Origin of the sequence: Nitrososphaera sp., assembly GCF_013388945.1 — an archaeon.
Taxonomy (GTDB): Archaea; Thermoproteota; Nitrososphaeria; order Nitrososphaerales; family Nitrososphaeraceae; genus Nitrososphaera.
Genome location: NZ_JACAEH010000016.1, coordinates 1 through 15,476, shown reverse-complemented (window position 1 = coordinate 15,476; position 15,476 = coordinate 1). Strand labels below are relative to the sequence as shown.

The 15,476-nt window shown below is 55.9% G+C and carries 18 protein-coding genes and 1 pseudogene; 9 read left to right on the top strand and 10 right to left on the bottom strand.

Annotation, left to right across the window (positions count from 1 at the left end; all coding sequences use genetic code 11):
• Together HXY31_RS08405 and HXY31_RS08400 are read left to right on the top strand one after the other, a co-directional pair.
• Complete coding sequence (locus HXY31_RS08405) at positions 1–384, top strand: hypothetical protein (protein WP_292641908.1); 384 nt, start codon at positions 1–3, stop codon at positions 382–384.
• Positions 385–493: 109 nt separating this feature from the next.
• Positions 494–2,287 (top strand): SDR family NAD(P)-dependent oxidoreductase, encoded by a 1,794-nt coding sequence (locus HXY31_RS08400; protein ID WP_292641906.1) that lies wholly within the window; start codon positions 494–496, stop codon positions 2,285–2,287.
• Here the strand turns inward: HXY31_RS08400 and HXY31_RS08395 are convergent, their stop codons facing one another.
• Both HXY31_RS08395 and HXY31_RS08390 read right to left on the bottom strand, forming a co-directional pair.
• Entirely contained in the window at positions 2,288–3,082 is a 795-nt protein-coding gene (locus tag HXY31_RS08395; protein WP_292641904.1) for a sulfite exporter TauE/SafE family protein, read from the bottom strand.
• Positions 3,083–3,101: 19 nt separating this feature from the next.
• Positions 3,102–3,545, bottom strand: a complete 444-nt coding sequence (locus tag HXY31_RS08390; RefSeq protein WP_292641901.1) for an Lrp/AsnC family transcriptional regulator — start codon at positions 3,543–3,545, stop codon at positions 3,102–3,104.
• Positions 3,546–3,591: 46 nt separating this feature from the next.
• Here HXY31_RS08390 and HXY31_RS08385 point away from each other — a divergent pair, with 46 nt between their 5' ends.
• Both HXY31_RS08385 and HXY31_RS08380 read left to right on the top strand, forming a co-directional pair.
• Positions 3,592–4,602, top strand: a complete 1,011-nt coding sequence (locus HXY31_RS08385; RefSeq protein WP_292641898.1) for a homoserine dehydrogenase — start codon at positions 3,592–3,594, stop codon at positions 4,600–4,602.
• A gap of 90 nt (positions 4,603–4,692) precedes the next feature.
• Positions 4,693–4,842 carry a hypothetical protein gene (locus HXY31_RS08380; RefSeq protein WP_292641895.1) on the top strand — a complete coding sequence of 50 codons (150 nt, stop codon included), beginning with the start codon at positions 4,693–4,695 and terminating at the stop codon, positions 4,840–4,842.
• Here HXY31_RS08380 and HXY31_RS08375 read toward each other — a convergent pair.
• Positions 4,839–5,555, bottom strand: coding sequence for a TIGR00266 family protein (locus HXY31_RS08375; RefSeq protein ID WP_292641893.1), 717 nt, complete (start codon positions 5,553–5,555; stop codon positions 4,839–4,841). The genes HXY31_RS08380 and HXY31_RS08375 overlap by 4 nt on opposite strands.
• Positions 5,556–5,636: 81 nt before the next feature.
• On the opposite strand from HXY31_RS08375, the gene HXY31_RS08370 reads away from it, so the two are divergent.
• Positions 5,637–6,110, top strand: coding sequence for a PUA domain-containing protein (locus HXY31_RS08370; protein WP_366933092.1), 474 nt, complete (start codon positions 5,637–5,639; stop codon positions 6,108–6,110).
• Here the strand turns inward: HXY31_RS08370 and HXY31_RS08365 are convergent.
• From HXY31_RS08365 to HXY31_RS08350, 4 genes are all read right to left on the bottom strand, one after another.
• Complete coding sequence (locus HXY31_RS08365; RefSeq protein WP_292641890.1) at positions 6,107–6,706, bottom strand: proteasome subunit beta; 600 nt, start codon at positions 6,704–6,706, stop codon at positions 6,107–6,109. The genes HXY31_RS08370 and HXY31_RS08365 overlap by 4 nt on opposite strands.
• A 43-nt stretch (positions 6,707–6,749) precedes the next feature.
• Entirely contained in the window at positions 6,750–8,357 is a 1,608-nt protein-coding gene (locus HXY31_RS08360; RefSeq protein ID WP_292641888.1) for an ATP-binding protein, read from the bottom strand.
• 228 nt (positions 8,358–8,585) lie between these two features.
• Positions 8,586–9,860 carry a peptide chain release factor aRF-1 gene (gene prf1 / locus HXY31_RS08355; protein WP_292641885.1) on the bottom strand — a complete coding sequence of 425 codons (1,275 nt, stop codon included), beginning with the start codon at positions 9,858–9,860 and terminating at the stop codon, positions 8,586–8,588.
• 55 nt (positions 9,861–9,915) lie between these two features.
• A complete protein-coding gene (locus HXY31_RS08350; RefSeq protein WP_342816900.1) occupies positions 9,916–10,470 on the bottom strand; it encodes a ribonuclease H-like domain-containing protein in 555 nt (184 codons plus the stop codon).
• Between the two features lie 87 nt (positions 10,471–10,557).
• On the opposite strand from HXY31_RS08350, the gene HXY31_RS08345 reads away from it, so the two are divergent.
• The gene (locus HXY31_RS08345; RefSeq protein WP_292641880.1) at positions 10,558–11,112 is read left to right on the top strand and encodes a CBS domain-containing protein; all 555 of its coding nucleotides are present in this window, start codon (positions 10,558–10,560) and stop codon (positions 11,110–11,112) included.
• Between the two features lie 147 nt (positions 11,113–11,259).
• On the opposite strand, the gene HXY31_RS08340 is transcribed toward HXY31_RS08345, so the two are convergent.
• The gene (locus tag HXY31_RS08340; RefSeq protein WP_292641878.1) at positions 11,260–11,397 is read right to left on the bottom strand and encodes a hypothetical protein; all 138 of its coding nucleotides are present in this window, start codon (positions 11,395–11,397) and stop codon (positions 11,260–11,262) included.
• 85 nt (positions 11,398–11,482) lie between these two features.
• Between HXY31_RS08340 and HXY31_RS08335 the strand changes: the two genes are divergently transcribed.
• Positions 11,483–11,956: a hypothetical protein gene (locus HXY31_RS08335; protein ID WP_292641876.1), complete on the top strand. Its 474-nt coding sequence runs from the start codon at positions 11,483–11,485 to the stop codon at positions 11,954–11,956.
• 120 nt (positions 11,957–12,076) lie between these two features.
• On the opposite strand, the gene HXY31_RS08330 is transcribed toward HXY31_RS08335, so the two are convergent.
• A complete protein-coding gene (locus tag HXY31_RS08330) occupies positions 12,077–13,117 on the bottom strand; it encodes a type II glyceraldehyde-3-phosphate dehydrogenase (RefSeq protein ID WP_292641875.1) in 1,041 nt (346 codons plus the stop codon).
• 205 nt (positions 13,118–13,322) lie between these two features.
• Here HXY31_RS08330 and HXY31_RS08325 point away from each other — a divergent pair, with 205 nt between their 5' ends.
• Together HXY31_RS08325 and trpD are read left to right on the top strand one after the other, a co-directional pair.
• Entirely contained in the window at positions 13,323–13,928 is a 606-nt protein-coding gene (locus HXY31_RS08325) for an aminodeoxychorismate/anthranilate synthase component II (protein ID WP_292641873.1), read from the top strand.
• Positions 13,925–14,995 (top strand): anthranilate phosphoribosyltransferase, encoded by a 1,071-nt coding sequence (trpD, locus tag HXY31_RS08320; protein ID WP_292641870.1) that lies wholly within the window; start codon positions 13,925–13,927, stop codon positions 14,993–14,995. Before HXY31_RS08325 ends, trpD begins: the two co-directional genes overlap by 4 nt.
• Here the strand turns inward: trpD and HXY31_RS08315 are convergent.
• A pseudogene (locus tag HXY31_RS08315) lies at positions 14,992–15,476 on the bottom strand (DNA repair and recombination protein RadA); the annotation flags it as partial. The gene trpD and the pseudogene HXY31_RS08315 overlap by 4 nt on opposite strands.

Sequence of the window (15,476 nt, the reverse complement as noted above, 5' to 3'; positions counted from 1 at the left end):
ATGAGGCAGGACGCGTCGCCGCTCCCATACGGGACTTTGGGATACTACCAGGTCCACTACATCGTCGACACGGGCAATGCAAACACCGAGCAGGTGCTTGCAAGGTGCGAGCCCATGACAAAGGGCCACTTCTCTGAAAAGCGCGTCGTCGCAGTGCGCTGGACCGGCTACCCTGCATTTGCAGAGCGGCTCCAGAACGACTCGCGCCTGACGGAACTTTTAAAGGAAGTGCTCCTGCACGAGGGCGAGATAAGGGTCGACCCGCTTGACGGCCACGTCAGGATATACGGCGGGTGGAACCACGAAGAAAACCTGCAGGCAAACCAGGCGATGGTAGAGGCCGCAGACCTGATAGCGGGCCACGTAAGGGCCGCGCTGCACTAAGTCTGCCGGGTTACCATTGCTTGCTGATTAATCAAGCTTGGAAAATACTCGGCGTGCCGGTGCGCAAATACCTTTAATAATCGTCCAGCGCGCCTTTCCAACCTGAATCATGAGCGGCTTGAAATTTGAGGGCAAGACAGTAGTTGTTACCGGTAGCGGCACCGGAATCGGCCAGGCCATCGCAAAGAGGTTTGCCGAAAACAGCGCCAACATCGCCATCATGGGCAGGCGCAAGGAGCCGCTCGACCAGACAGCCGCCATCCTGAACGACATCATAAAGAAGGCCGGCTCAAGGGGCAGGGTCGCCACTTTTCCAGGAGTCGACGTGTCAGACGAAGACGGCATCAACTCCATGTTTGACGGCATAAAGAGCCAGTTTGGAAGAGTCGACATCATCGTCAACAACGCCGGCGTGTCCGGGCCTGTCAAGACGTTCACAAACGCAAGCGTCAAGGAGTTTCGAGAGTGCGTCGCCATACACCTCACCGGCACGTTCTGGACCTCTGCCGCCGGCCTGAAGGCCATGGAAAAGGGAGGCAAGGTGATAACGATATCGACGTTCTTTTCAGAGGAGAACCGCTACGAGCAGAGGCCGTACCGCTTCAGGACGCCCTACACCGCCTCTCAGGGCGCCAAGAACAGGCTGGCAGAGTGCCTTGCCTGGGAGCTTGCCGAAAGGGGCATCCGCTCGGTTGCCACAAACCCGGGGCCCGTCCACTCTGACAGGATATACAAGACAGTCTACCCAAAGGCCGCGGCAGAGTTTCTGCGCGTCGGCGGCTACCCTGAACTTTCGGCAACAGAAATAGAAGTAGTCACTGCAAAGGCACTTCCGTTCCTTGGCGACGCCGACGACGTGGTGGCAAAGGCGTGCAGGGATGCCGCAACAGAAATAGCGGCAAAACGTGGCAAGGGCGACGACGCGACGGTAGCCAAGATTGCAGCAACAGTCAAGGGCGCACTTGACAAGATGCAGCAAATAGCTGAAAAGATCCAGGGCAACACGAGCAAGATGATAGTGGACGGCGAGTTTCTGGCGCAGGACGAGGTGGCCGAGATGGTCCTGAACCTTTCAGACGAGAAGATAAGCAAGCTGATAAACGGCAGGGTGATACCAAACGACCGCGTCTTTTACCCTGTCAAGCCCATAGTCGGCACCGGCGTGGACATACTTCCCGGCTCTGAACTGAAGGACAAGGTCATCGTGCTCACGACGACATCGTCTGCTCCAAAAGACATCGAGCGGGTCAAAAAGGTGGCAGGAATAGCGCAGGTGTCAGGCGCCAAGCAGGTAATAGTGCTTTACCGAAACCCTGCCGACCAGGCCCACTTCAAGGAGTTCCACAGCCACGCAATCGACTTTCTCGACGAGGCGGCAGTCAGGCGCATATTCAACACCGCCAAGACGCATTTTGGACCGATAGACTCTGTGATACACTTTACCGGCGACTACGACTACAACGCGGCATTCAGCGCCATGGCAAGGAAGCAGTGGGACGCACTTGTCGACAACTACCTGTACATCCCCGGACTCGTGGTCAAGGAGGCAGTCATTGCGATGGCGCCAGAGGGCGCGCTAGAGCAGCCTGCCAAGTTCAAGGGCACAAAGGGCACGGTTGTGGTGGTAGGACCGGACGCGCCTGTCGGCAAAAAGATATCCGGGCTCTTGCGCTCAAGGGCGGACGTTTTCAGGGGGGCGCTCAGGCCGTATACGGCGACAGTCAACCAGGAGCTTGCAGACGTCCTTGGCTCTGCGATAAAACTGCACCTTGTGCTTGCAGGCAACAGCGAGGGCGCCGAGCCCGCCGCAGACCGCCTTCACGCCTCGATACTGAGCCTTGCAGCAGGCGCTGCGCTCAGGCGCAACGAGGCCATATTCTACGTCGACGAGGCGCGGGCGTAACTACCTTCCTGAAAACCAGTCAAAGATGAACTTGCCGGCAACCGCAATCAGCACCGCGCCGAGCATGCGCTGCAGGAGCACTTCCTTTGCCTTTCTGGACCACCTTGCGCCCAGCTGCGCGCCCACAAACGCGCCTGCAGAAAGCGCAAGGGCATAGACATAGTCAGGGTGTCCAAGCGCAGAATGCGTGAAAACGCCGACCAGTGCGGTTATCATGAGCGTGAGCTGCGAAGTCGGCGCGGCCTTTTGCACGGCCATGCCAAGCACCAGCAGCATCGCTGGCACGAATATTATGCCGCCGCCCACTCCAAATAGGCTCGATATTATGCCCGCGCCAAACGTGATGGCGTAAACGGCGACGCGCCTTGCAGGCGACCTCTTCTCGCCCTTTTCCTTCAGGATGGAGCTTCGAAACGCTACGTACAGCCCGACAAGCGAGAGCAATATCCCAAAGTAGAGCCTAAAGTCCTGTGCGCTCAGCTGGCCTGACAAGAGCGCGCCGACGACTGCGCCGGGCACAGCAAAAGCCGCCATTTCCACGCCGAGCCTGTAGTCTATGCGCTTTTGCCGCGAGTACGCTATCGTCGAAGAAACGCTGGTCGACGTGACCGCAAACAGGCTGGTGCTCGCTATCTGGGTCGGCGGCAGGCCCAAAAATGCGAGTGCCGGCACCATCATGATGCCGCCTCCGACGCCTATCATAGAGCCGAGCGTCCCTGCGCCAAGCCCGACGGCAACCAGTATTATCACAGTCGTTACAATGTCAAGCAATACGTAGAATCTGTCAGTATCCATTCAGGGGATAAATCGTTTGCTATGGCGAGTCCTTCCACACGTTGAGGACCGAAAGCACCTGCGTCCCTGCCACGCCGGGCACACCCTTGATGTCGTTTGAGATGATGCCTGCAAGGTCGCTTGCGCTCTTTGCCCTGACCTTGAGCAAGAGGTCGCCGTACGTGTGCGTCTCGTGCACCTCGGCTACTGCGTCCAGCGACGAGAGCTTTTTCGCAACCTCGTTGAGCCTGCCGTTCACCGCGTTGAGAAGCACGAACGCGACCACGGACTGCCCGAGAACGAGAGGGTCGACAGACACCGTGAACCTGCGTATGACTCCAAGCCTGCGCAGCCGGCGCACCCTGTTCCTGACCGTGCCTTCTGTCACGCCCAGCCTGTCCGCAATGTCAACAAACGGCATCGAGCTGTCTTTCTGCAGCGTCTCGACAAGCCGGAGGTCGAGCGCGTCGAGGTCGGCCTTCATCTCGTTTAACATATTAACCAGACACCTTTAAGCAATTGGGTAGAAATTGCGAATAGTCCTGGTAGGCTTTGGCGTGGTCGGGCAGAGTTTTGCAAAGCTCCTGCTCTCACGCTCGGCGGACCTGTACAGCCAGCACGGCGTCAAGCCGAGGATAGTTGCCTGCGTGGACAACAAGGGCTCGGCCATTTCGCCGGCCGGCCTTGACCTTGAGCGCCTGCTCATGGCAAAAAAGAAGGGCACAGTTGGCATGTACGAAAAAGGCGCGGCCAAGTTTGACCCGCTGCACATCATTGAAAACGTCGACGCAGAAGTGGTGATAGAGGCAACGCCTACCGATCTGACAACGGGCGAGCCGGGGACGTCGCACATCATATCTGCCATGAGGACTGGCAAGCACGTTATAAGCGTCAACAAGGGGCCGCTTGCGCTTGCATTCCCGTCACTGATAGAGCTTGCAAACTACAACGGCGTCATGCTCAGGTTCTCCGGCACCGTCGGAGGAGGGACGCCGATTCTAGAGTTTGCCAAGCGCTGCCTGAAAGGCGACAGGATAGTGTCGTTCCAGGGTATCCTTAACGGCACCACAAACTACATCCTGAGCAAGATGGAAGAAGGCCTGACGTACGAGAGCGCGCTTGCAGACGCCAAGGAAAAGGGCTACGCGGAGGCAGTGCCGTCGCTTGACACGGACGGCTACGACGCGGCGGCAAAACTTGTCATCATGGCAAACTGGGTGATGGGCATGAAGGTGACCATGAAAGACGTCGCAAGGACGGGGATATCCGGCGTCAAGGTGTCGGACGTAAAGAGCGCGCAGTCCCGCGGCAATGCCATCAAACTGATAGCCGCCTGCGACAGCAGGATTCTTGAAGTAAGGCCTACGGAAGTATCCAAGAAGGACCCTATATGCGTAAACGGCACGCTCAACGCAGTAACGTTTTCGTCAGAGCACTCGGGCCAGCAGACAATCATAGGCAGGGGCGCCGGCGGCATGGAGACTGCAAGCGCCGTACTGCGGGACCTCATAGAGATCCGCGACACCGTCTTTGAGCGCTAGCTTTGTTGACTGCCGCGCCGTGTCTTGTGAAGCGAGAGTAACAAATTACATATAAATATCGGATTCACATTAGAATTCCTATAATCTACTGTGCAAATATTTGAATCGAAAGAGCCGAAATCGGGGGAAATTGCAGACATACTCTGCAACCAGTGCAAAGAGAGGCCCGCCGAGATATTCCAGGTCACAGGCGACTATTGCATAGAGTGCTGGCAGGCGCTGACACACACCAACGCCTAGCCTATCCTGAACCCGCCAAACGACACGCCGGTGTTTGAAGTAGTTTCTGCGCGCTGGTTTATTCCAAGCAGGTCCACCAGCTCGCGCAGGTTCTTTGTCTGGAAGTAGACAGGTCCCGGCCCGGTACATTCTGTCGCAAGGCCCTCGCCGCCAAGTATGGTCGTCTTCATGCCGCCCACCTTTATGACGTTGTACCGGACGCTTTCGCCAAGCGCGACCAGGTGGTAGTTGTCGACTGTCATCTTTTCGCCGGGAGCAAGGTCTTTCTGCACTATGCCGCCGTACGCATTGGCGAAAAGCTCGCCCTGCCCCGTCACCTTGAGCATGAAAAATTCAGAGCCAAAAAGCCCCTTTGTAAAGCCCTGCCACTGCGTGTCGAGCATGACTCCTGAGGAGGACGCGACGTACGAGCCTGACTGGACGATAAAACCCGCGCCGGGTTTGACATCGAGGCGTATGATGTCGCCAATCGGAGGGCCAGTGAGGCCTACCGAGCAGTCGCCTTTTGCCATAAAGTCGTTAACAAAGAACGACTCGCCTCCAAGCGCCGTCACCTTCAGTTTCTTCAAAAAGCCGCCTTCGCGCGTGCGCGTCTTTATTTCGATGTCGCCTTTCATGTACACCATGGCGCCGGACTCGGCGGTTATCTTTTCGCCTGCAGACATGTCAACTTCCAGGAGCGCCATTGGCTCCTTGACTATCCTGTAGTGCATAGTCAATTGTTGCCGGCTGTGCGTATAAAGTTGTCTGGAAAACGATAATAACGAACGCGTGCGTAGCGTCGATGATACACCCTGAAAATATCAGTCATTTCCAAAAGCGAGACTGCAGACATCATTGAAAAAATCACGGCAAGGTGGCCTGCAGGCGCGGTGCCAAGGGTCAAGACGTTCAAGGTCTACGAGGTGGACGCCGAGAAAAAGATCTTGGTTTCAGACGAGCTCACCGCCGTGCAGGTCAAAGACGCCATAGTGCCGTTCCTTGGCAAGCCCGACGTGCTTGCCAAGTTTCCCGCAGTCACAGTAGACATGGGCGCGGTCAAGTTTGTGTGCAACGGCGCAAAAGTGCTCAGGCCCGGCATAGTCGAATTCGGACAGTTCAAAAAAGGCGACATTGTAGTGGTCAAGGACCAGTCGCACGGCAAGATGCTTGCAGTTGGCGTCGCGCTTGAAGACAGCGAGGCCGCAAAGGCGATGCCCAAGGGCTACGTCGTCGACAATTTACATTACATCAGCGACAAAATATGGGAAGCACACAAGGAGATCTAGTTCAGCTTTATCGTTTCTTCGCGCGTGCCGTCCCTTGTGACAAACAGCACGTCGATTCCGTCGCCTGAAGCAGAGTCGCGCTGGATTGCCGACTTTATAGCCCTCACGGCAAGCTCCTTTGCCTTTGCCTCGGTCATGCCTGCCTTGAATTCTGCATCCATGATGCCAAGGGCCATCTCCGCGCCCGTGCCGACTGCCGCATACTCGTCTGGCAGAACGGAACCCAGCGGGTCAAGCGTGTATATTTCGGGCTTGTCGTTTACGCCTCCGACTATTACCTGCGTCAAAAGCGGGAAGTAGCGGCGCTCAAACATTATGACTGACATCAGCTTGGCGACAGAGTTTGGCGCGACTTCACGCCTTGTCTCGAGCTTGCGGATCTTGGCAAGAGCCTCGACCTGCCTTACGAGCACCTGCATGTCTGCGACCATGCCCGCGCAGGCAGCGCCCACCTGGTGGGTCACCGTAAAAGTCTTTTTGATGTTCTTGTTGACGACAAAGTGGCCAAAAGACACCCTCTTTTCGGCCGCCAGAATTACGCCGTTGTCGTACGAGATGCCGACGACGGTTGCGCCCGGCATGAATTCAAACGCCATATCTATCGCTGTATCTCGCGTCCGCAGTTAGATTTAGTCGTTTCTATCGCTTCATGACGGAGTAGTCGTGTATCCTGATTGCCTCAGACACCAGCTTGTTCTGCAGCTCCAGAGCGTCCTTGCCCTCCGGGTGCTTGGCTTTGGCTATCGATTCTGCGACCATGTTTATGATGTGCCTGAGCAGGAACTCGTCGCCCCTCGTTGCCTCTGCCTTGTACGTCGAGTTGGCCTTGTTGACGAACACGACGTTCTCGTTTGTAAAGCTGTAGCGCGAGTCAGACTCGTCCTCGTACGGTATGACCTTGAAGCCGACCCTGCGAAGTGCAAACGTCTTTTTCAAGATGGGCCTTCTCACCTTCTTTGTCCTGATGACTGTACCGTCGGCCTGCCTCTCGTCGATGACGTTTACCACCTCGCCTTCCACAGGCGCCGCCTCTTCCACAGGCACGGACCTGTACGACTGGGGCTCGGCGTGGCGTCCGGCCTTTGCCATGCCGCCGCTTTCAGGCGCAAGCGGCTTGGATTCCTCGTACTCTTGGACCTGCGCGGCGTGCTTGGACTTCTTTTCTTCCTTGCTTGTAGTCCTTACCACTTCCTTGACGTCCACCATTTCGTACCCCTGCACTATCTCCTGTGGCTCGAGCGTGTCTATGATGGCCTGCCCCAGCACCTTGTCTATCTGCCTGTATATCTTGGACTCCTCCCTTGTGATGAGCACGTCCTCGTACTCTGTCAGGCCCGGGATTACAGTGTCAATGACAAAGGTCTTCATGGCCTGATTGAACTTGGCGTACTCGTCGTCTTCAATCAGGGCAGACTTGTCAGCAAACCTAGACGTGAGCGAGTCGCACCTGACAAACCCTGTCACCCTAGCAAGCTTGGTGTCAAAGCCAAAGTTGCTGCGCGTGACGATGTGGTTTCCGACCATGACTGCTATCCCGCGCTCCTCGTCTGAAAGCGGCCTCCTTGCTATCACTATCTCGCCGGTTATCTTGCCTCCCTGCAGGCTGACAGGTATCCTGTGGCCCTGGATGTCCGGCGCCGTTATCTTTTGTGCGTCTTTCAGGTCCCATTCCTTGAACCTGTCGGCAGTCTTGATGAACACCTCGAACATCGGCTGCCTGAGGATTGCAAGCTTGCGGATTTCTTTGATGAGCTTTGGGACATCTGCTTCTGCCTTGGAACCTGACATTACAAGCTCTGTGCCGTCGCGCTTTAGCGCAGGCGCCCTGAGCTCGCCAAGGGTCGCGTTGCCCTTGAACAGCTTGTCAAGCACTGCGCCGTCTATCATGAACGCCTTGTGGAAGCTGCCGCGCTTTGTCCTAATCTTCATGCTTTCAAAAGAGGTGAGAAATGACAGCCTGCCCGTCCCGTATCGCCCGGTCCTTATCCTCTTCAGTTTCGGCGATATGGACTCGACCCTCTTGTGCGGCGAGCCTAGGAGCAAAAACTTTTCCATGCTCTTCTGGTCCATACCGGCGTCGTCCTCTATCGCAATAGAGCCACCCTTGAGGACTGTTACCAGCACCTTCGTGGCGTCCTCGTCAAAGGCGTTTTCCACAAGCTCCTTGACTATCTCGGTGGGCGAGACCCATGTCTTTGTTGCGAATTCCTTGAAAAACGACGGGTGAACCTTAAGCTGCGTAGCCATTTTCTCGATGAGGTGTACCTGTCTGCCTTTATTTAAGTCATGTCAAGAATTTGTTGACAAGTTTGTCAGTGAGAGGGCAGGCGCAAGCTAGAAATCAGCTGGCGGCCAAAAAGGTATCATGAAGTGCACCTGCGGCAGGGACGTAAAATCGTTTGAAGCCTGCTCGCCCCTTGGCTGCAATACTTTCACCGGGTGCTTTAAAGAAACCGCCATTTGCACATGCGAGCCTCAAGCCGGCTTGTAGCGCAATATGGCGCCCACCCTGCCAAGTGCCACCAGCTGCGCGCCTTCTTCCATCTGGGCAGATATCACCTCAAGGCGCGTGCCGGACATGGTTGCAAGCTCTTGCATATAGTCTACGATATCCTTTTCTGAAACGTCAAAGTCGGCGGCCTTGCACTTGGGGCAGGGCTTGGATGTCACGTCCTGCTTTGTCTCTACAAGTGCAGACCTGTCGACTATCCTTTCCTGGACGTTGCCGCAGGACTTGCATGTGAAATCCAGCTTTACATACGATATGTCGCTTGCCACAAGGACTAGGTCAGCGACGCCTCCCTGCATCATTTTGATGACATCAAAAATGCCATAGATGCCAAGTCCCTTGCCAGAGTGCACCTCGCTCATGAACTTTTTCACCAGCTGCTTTTCTTCCATCACACGGAACTCGGCAAGTATCCCGTCCTTCTGCGCCTTGTCGATTATCTCGCGCACCCCCTCGTCGCCAGAGTAGGAGGTGTCAAGCGTGACGAGGATGTTCTTCTGCAGCCTGTAGTCAAGGTACTCTTCTTTCAGGAAATTGTCCTTTGTGGGCCCGGGGCCGCCGACTATCAGGCCCTTGACGTTATACTGGTCGATAAAAACGGCCTTTGCGTGGTCTGCCACGCGGTGGTAGTATTCGTTGAGCTCGTTTTCGCGCAGGCGCTCAAAACGCCGCGCCGACTGTCCGCCCTGCCGGTGCTTGCCAGAAACACCCGAAGTGAGCGTGTCGACTGTCTCCCACCTGTCGCCTGTGAGTATTCCGAGGCCGGCTTCAGTCGTGTCTATTGCAAGGATTCCAATCACCTTTTCGTCCTTTAGCATGTCTTTCAGGTGGTCGGTCCAGAAATGGTCGTCGCACCGGTAGAGGCTTATCTGGATGGGCTTTGGAGGTATGACAGAGAACAGCTCTATCTTCTCCTTGCCAATCCCCTTGTCGTTTGGAATGGCTCCACAGAATATCACAAGCCCGTTTTCAGGGGTCGTCTTGAAGAGTTTCAAATGCTCCATGGTCCTGCTCAGTGCGTCCTGCACGTGCGTCCTTGTCAAATCCGACTTGATGTTGGACGCGGTTCCAGCCTCGTTTCGCAATTGCCCAATGACGTCAAATATCGGCCTCCTCGGCGGGACGTATACCGTGACAAGCTCCGTGCCGTGGCCCGATATGTTGGACAGCTCGTTTATCATCTTGGTCAGCTTGTAGCGCTTGACCGAGTCCCACGTGCTGTCGCCGTTTCCGCCGCCCATGCGAGTACCGGCAAAACGCCGCAAGCAGATAATATAACCTTACGCGACTTGGGGCCTACTGCAGGTTGTTTTCCAGTTTAAAGCGCGCAAGCATACCGGGAAGCTCCCTGTACAGCCACGAGCAGACGCGCACAAACTCGTCGGCCTCCACCCTCACGTAATTTTCAATTTCGGCGTATTTCCTGTCGGCATACCAGCCCGGGACGACGCTTCCGTCGTGCGGCTTGCCGGTTATCTTGTCAAGGCCCGACCCCTTGAACTCGCCGCCGTTCATGAGCACGCCAAACGGCCGCAGGTCTATGAACGGCTTGTTGAGTATGTCCACGGGCGGCAGGCCGTTTGCCCTGCAGCGCTCAAGCAGGAACTTGTGCTCAAAGCCGAGGTTGTACCCCACCGGCACAAACGTAAAGGGGTACGGGTCGGCTATCTTGGACTCTGAAATGAACGCAAGCAATATGTCCTTCTCGCCTGACTCCCACTCTTTCAGGATGCGGAGCTCGCCCTTTTTGGTCGCAGTCGTCCTGTCTATTTCCATGAACTGAATCGTGATTATCTTGTCCTTGAGAGGGTCAAGACCGGTGGTCTCGAGGTCCAGGTAAAAGTTCCCCATCTGCACCTAGTGGGCGCTGCTTGGTACTTATCCTTGGCGCCGGCGTTTCGCAAGCATATTTAAGTTCTGACCGCAAAAGAAACATGCTTGCTTCCAAGGCTCGAATACATCAAGCAGGCCCGCGTCAGGCTCGGCATAACGCAGCGCAAGCTGGCATCCCTTACAGGCGTGAGCACGTCGATGATTAACCAGATAGAGTCTGGAAGGTGCAAGCCCAGCTACGACACGGCGCGCAAGATCTTTGAAGTGCTCGGCTCGCTTGAGGGCAAGACGTCGATGAAGGCCGGCGACATCTGCAGCAGGCACCTCATCTACGTGCAAAAGGACGAGCGGCTGCACAGGGCCATTGAACTGATGCGCAAGAACTCTATCAGCCAGATACCGGTGTTCGACGCGTCAAAAGTCGTCGGCATACTGACAGAAGACGGCCTTGCCAAAATAATGGTTGAAAAAGACGAAATGGAGCTGAAGGACGTCAGGGTTTCCCAGGTGATGGAGTCGCCACCGCCCCAGGTCGACGTCTCGACGCCGGCAAAGGCGCTGATTCCGCTCGTGCGCTTTACAAGGTGTGTGCTTGTGAGCGAAAAGGCAAACGTCATCGGGATTGTGACTATAACTGACACGCTGAAAATGGTAGAATAGTTAGTGTCTGTGATGTATCGCATCTGCATGCATTTTCCAATGAAAAATGGTGCAACTTGTACCATTTTAAGCACGAAAAAATGGTGCAATTTCAAAACACGGGGTGGTGGGAACTTGCAGTGGAAATGCGGTGCAACTTGTGAATAATTATTCGTGGAGCTTTTCAAGCCCGCACGCGCAGTCGGCTATCTTCATGCACTCGCCGCACAGGCTGACCACGGTGCCTACTGGCAGCGTTGTGCCGCACAGGGCGCATTCCTTGCGTGACTGCAGTTTGGAGCTCAAGCAGTGCAGAATTGGCTTTTGCGGTATTTGAATCCTTCTGCGCAGAAGGGTTTTATGCTGTTTTGGACTTCAAAATGAAGGCTTGATGGCGTTTAGGGCTGTCTTTGCAGGCAGGACTTATGTTGCCCTTGCAGCCGCCATTGCGGCAGCATTCTGGACGCTTTTCAGCTGGCTTGACCAGCTCCTGTTCTTTGAGCCGGTGCTGGTGTTTTACATACCCGGCGACGCCGCGGCGACTTTTGCGCTTTCTGTCATCACCTCTATGCTGCTCGGCATCGTTGTCAGCATGAACGTCTATGTGTTCAGAAACTCCAGAGTAAGGCTGGGCGCGTCGCTCTTTTCCGGTTCTACCCTGAGCGTTGTTTCAAGCGCGTGTGCAGGGTGCACGTCTGCAGGCTTCTTTTTTGCCACGACATTTGGAGTTGCCGGCGCGGCTGTAACGAGCATCTTTGCGCAGTACCAGGTCCCGCTCAGGCTCGCCGGCATCGCGCTACTTGTCTGGGCCCTCTATGTCGTGAACAAGAGGTTCAACCAGTCCTGCGCGTTGAAACCTGAATGAAAACTGCATGGCATTGTACACGCCCTGCTTATAGTCTGCTTTTGCATTCTGCTATCTACCAGTCAGTCAAGCGGGTCCTGACCCTGTCTAGTCTGCGCACATGCAGGGCGGGACTCGCATTTACTTGAATTCTTCTTCGAGAATCTTGCGCTTCTTGCTCATCTGGAAGAGGTTGTCCGTCCTTTGGAGCGCCTCGTCCCTCGGCCTTTTGAAGACCATCGACTGTATGAGCATGTGGTTTTCTGGTATCACCATGCCAGTCTGGTCGTCAGAGTAGCCCAGTTTCACGATGTCGTCCTGCACGCGCAGAATGTCCTCGTGTATGTGCACCATGTTGGTGTCTCCGTGCGCAAATCCAAGCTCGATTGCCTTCTTGCGGACGTCGCCGGTGCCTTTGGCAGAATTCAGGATGGCGACGCCGAACTCCTTGCGGTAGCATTCCAGTATCTCGTCCTTTGCAGGCGCCCTGTCAAAGCGTATCGTCATGTGGTGCAGGTGCATCATGCGCGACGGCACCTTGAACGCGTCCACGTAGAGGTTGGCGTCGGGGATAAAGTCCTTGACGTCGTCCTGGTGGTGCGGGTGCCTGTCCCACTCGATAGAATCCTTGACCGGCTTTGTGTCCTCAAGGTCCGCCCACCTGCGGATGAGCGAAACGTCAAAGCGCTTTATGCGTGCTCCGAACTTCTCGATGAGGGGCTGCATAACCCTGCCCATCCCGGAGACGTTGCAGCTCCCCTGTATCACGTATGTCTTGCCTGCTGCCTTTGCATAGTTTACACGCGAGTTGTGTATCATGTCAGCGACTGCCTGCTCGCCGTGCCTGTCCTCTCCACCCTGGAATATCGCCGGCTTTTTCATCGGCTCGTAGAGCGCCTTTTTGTTCGCAAAGCCGCCGCCTTCCTTTGCAGCGTCAACCACCAGGTCGCATGCGGCAACTGCGTCCTTGACGGCGCCAGTCACGTTGTATCCCTTCTCCTTGAATGCAGGCATCATCTCCTGCGGCACGTAGACGCCGTACCTGTTGTCGAGCGCCTCCTTGACCTTCTCGTCCACAGTGTATTTTGCAACTCCTACGAACTGGATCTCCTTGTCGACTGAAAGCGCGGACGCAAGGCGCCGGCCGATGTTGCCGTAACCGTTTATGAAAATCCTGACCAAAGCCAATCGCTCCTGTGAGGTTGAGCTGACATCATAATCCATGGATTATATATCTTCGCAAATCCGGAACCAGAGGCTCCTTGCAGTAGGAGCACACTAGATTTAAATACAAACAGCGCGCTTTTGGTCTTGGGGACAATGAAAAGAGGCGGTCACTTTTGGCAGCAGCCGGCGCGCATCTGATTCTCCACCGAAGGTAAGGCCTTTGGCTAAAAAGAAGAAAATCCTCGTGATTGACAACTATGACTCGTTTGTCTACAACATAGCCCAGCTTTTGGGCGAGATGGACACCGAGCCGGTCGTGGTCAGAAATGACAAGGTGACATTAGCGCAGATAAAGAAGATGAAGCCTGACGGCATCGTGATATCGCCAGGGCCGGGCCACCCCGCAGACCGCAAGTACTTTGGCGTGTGCACGGATGTCATTCAAAAGCTGGGCCCCAAGACGCCGATACTTGGCGTCTGCCTAGGGCATCAGGGCATCGTCCATGCCTTTGGAGGCAAGGTGGTAAACGCCGGCAAGGTCAGGCACGGCAAGACAAGCGTGATCGAATACAAGGAAGGCAAGGACAGACTCTTTTCAAACGTGAGCAACCCGTTCCGTGCGACGCGCTACCACTCGCTTGTGGCAGACAAGGAGACGATCCCGGACTGCCTTGAAGTGACTGCCCGGGCTACAGACGACGGCGAGATAATGGGCGTCAGGCACAAGGAATATCCCATCGAGGGAGTCCAGTTCCACCCAGAATCGATACTTACAGGCGAGGGCCGCAAGATCCTTGCCAACTTTATGTCGTTGGTGAAGAAATGACCGACGCGCCGGCGGACCTGCGGCCAGTGATACGCAGGCTGGTAGCGCGGTCAGACCTGTCCGATGCAGAAGTTGCAGGAGCCCTTGACGCGATACTTGGCGGCCAGGCAGGCGAGGGTGCGATCGCGGCGTTCCTTGTCGCGCTTGCGATGAAGGGCGAAAAGCCGTCAGAGATAAGGGCGATACTCCAGTCGGTGAGAAGCCACGCGACCCGGATAACGCCCAAAGTCTCGGGCCTGCTGATTGACACCTGCGGGACGGGCGGCGATTCTATCAGGACGTTCAACGTCAGCACGGCCGCCGCTGTAATTGCAGCAGCCGCAGGCGCAAAGGTAGCCAAGCACGGCAACAGGTCGGTGTCTGGCCCTTGCGGCAGCGCGGACTTTCTCGAGTACGTCGGCCTAGACCTTGGTGCGCCGCCGGAAAAGGTCCAAAACTGTATTGAAAAAACCGGCATCGGCTTTCTCTTTGCGCCTGCCTTCCACCCTTCCATGAAAAACGTCGCGCCTGCAAGAAAGGCGATTGGCATAAGGACTGTTTTCAACCTCGTCGGGCCCCTTAGCAACCCGTGCACCAACATCGGCGGCCAGGTCATAGGCGTGTTCGAACCATCGCTCCTTGAGACGCTTGCAGAGGTGTGCACCGGCTACATCAACGAGGCGATGATAGTGCACGCCGCCGACGGCTTTGACGAGCTGTCGAACACGTGCGAAAACGACATCATCTGGGTCACAGGCGGCCAGCTGAAACGCCTGCGCCTGAGCCCCAAGGTTCTTGGCATCTCGCCTGCAAGGGCAGAGCAGCTGGTCGTGAACAGCCGCGACGACTCCGTCAAGACCACGCTCCAGGTGATCTACGGCAAGGCGCCAACTGAAAAAGAGGACATGGCAGTCATGAATGCCGCCGCCGCGCTTGCAGTGGGCAAGGTTGCAGCCGACCTGAAAGACGGCGTGGCGATGGCCCGGCAGGCGATAAGGGATGGAAGGGCAAAAGAAAAGCTGGCGCAGCTCATCAAGAACTGCGGCGACTTGGAAAAACTGTCGCAGGCAGAAAAGAAATTCCTCTAGTCTTCTGACTTTTTCTTCTTTGCCGACTCTTCGATGTCGTCTATGCCCTTCTCGTTCACTGTGAACCTGACATCGCTGTAGGGGTGGTATGGCGAGTCTATCATCTTGGCGACGCGGTCGTTGCCGGCCTTCCTCAGGTATATCCTGTAAGTCGAGGCGTGGCCTATGACGTGGCCGCCTGCGGGCTTTGTCGGGTCGCCAAAGAACGTGTCCGGCGTCGACTGGACCTGGTTTGTGACAATGACTGCCACGTTGTAGATCTCGGCTATCCTCACCAGCTTGTGCATGATGCCGTTAAGGCGCTGCTGGCGGTCCGCAAGCGTCCCGCGGCCGGCAAACTCTGCCCTGTGCAGCGAGATGATGCTGTCGATTATTATCATTTTGGCCTTGAAATCGTCAATGTACTTGCCCATCGACTTGACTATCAGTTCTAGGTGGCTCGAGTTGTACGCCTTGCATATTGCGATGCGCTTGAGGACCT